Genomic DNA, 1,355 nt, shown 5'->3' with positions numbered 1-1,355 from the left:
CCCCGGAAGCCACCCTCACGGGGAGCACTGGAACGCGAACTGTCACGGTCCCCGCCCCGGAAACCGCCCTCACGGCGGTCGCCGCCACGGAAACCACCGTCGCGGTCACCGCCACGGAAGCCACCCTCACGGGGAGCACCCGAGCGCGAACCATCACGGTCCCCGCCCCGGAAACCGCCCTCACGGCGGTCACCACCACGGAAACCACCGTCGCGGTCACCGCCCCGGAAACCACCCTCACGGGGGGCACTGGAACGCGAACTGTCACGGTCACCGCCACGGAAACCGCCGTCGCGGTCACCACCGCGGAAGCCGCCTTCGCGACGGTCACCGCCACGGAAGCCACCCTCGCGGTCGCCGCCACGGAAGCCACCCTCACGCGGCGGGCCCGAGCGCGAACCGTCGCGGTCGCCACCGCGGAAGCCACCCTCACGGCGGTCACCACCACGGAAACCACCATCGCGGTCGCCACCACGGAAGCCACCCTCACGCGGCGGGCCGGAGCGAGTGCGGTCGCCGCCCTGGTAACCGCCCTCACGACGGTCGCCGCCACGGAAGCCACCCTCACGCGGAGCGCTGGACCGCGAGCCATCGCGGTCGCCACCACGGAAGCCACCCTCACGCGGAGCACCCGAGCGCGAACCGTCGCGGTCGCCACCACGGAAGCCACCCTCACGCGGAGCACCCGAGCGCGAACCATCGCGGTCGCCACCACGGAAGCCACCCTCACGGCGGTCGCCGCCCCGGAAACCACCGTCGCGGTCGCCGCCACGGTAGCCGCCTTCGCGCGGAGCGCCCGAACGCGAACCGTCGCGGTCGCCACCACGGAAGCCACCCTCGCGGGGAGCGCCGGACCGGAAGCCACCCTCACGCGGAGCACCCGAGCGTGACCCATCGCGGTCGCCGCCACGGTAGCCGCCTTCGCGCGGAGCGCTGGAGCGCGAACCGTCGCGGTCGCCACCACGGAAACCACCCTCGCGGCGGTCACCGCCTCGGTAGCCACCCTCACGGGGGGCGCTGGAGCGCGAGCTGTCCCGGTCACCACCACGGGAGCCAGAGTCGCGGCCGCCGGCGTATCCGCCTCGGTTGCCGCCGCTGTCGCGGTCTCCCCGGTACGGGGGCCGGCCTTGGTCGTCGCGGCGTGGGCCGCGGTCGCGTCCGCCCGCACCGTCAGTACGGTCTTCGTAACGACGGGGACGGTCTCCGCCCTGCGGTCCTGAACTCACAGGTACATCCTTCCTGATTGCGCCACCAATGGCGCTACGCAGTCGAGGGCCGACCCTGATGGGGCGGCCCTCGACTGGAAGATTGTCCGGCGGCGTCCTACTCTCCCACACCCTCACGAGTGCAGTACC

Annotated in this window: 1 pseudogene; it reads left to right on the top strand. The window is 73.2% G+C overall.

From position 1 onward, the window contains the following. A pseudogene (locus ABZU43_RS22450) lies at nt 1-890 on the top strand (hypothetical protein); the annotation flags it as partial. Nucleotides 891-1,355: the final 465 nt, after the last annotated feature.

The sequence above is a fragment of the Micromonospora sp. NPDC005205 genome (genome assembly GCF_040608275.1).
Classification (GTDB): Bacteria; Actinomycetota; Actinomycetes; order Mycobacteriales; family Micromonosporaceae; genus Micromonospora.
Note: the sequence above shows the minus strand (reverse complement) of the source record. Positions and strands in the feature narration are given on the sequence as shown.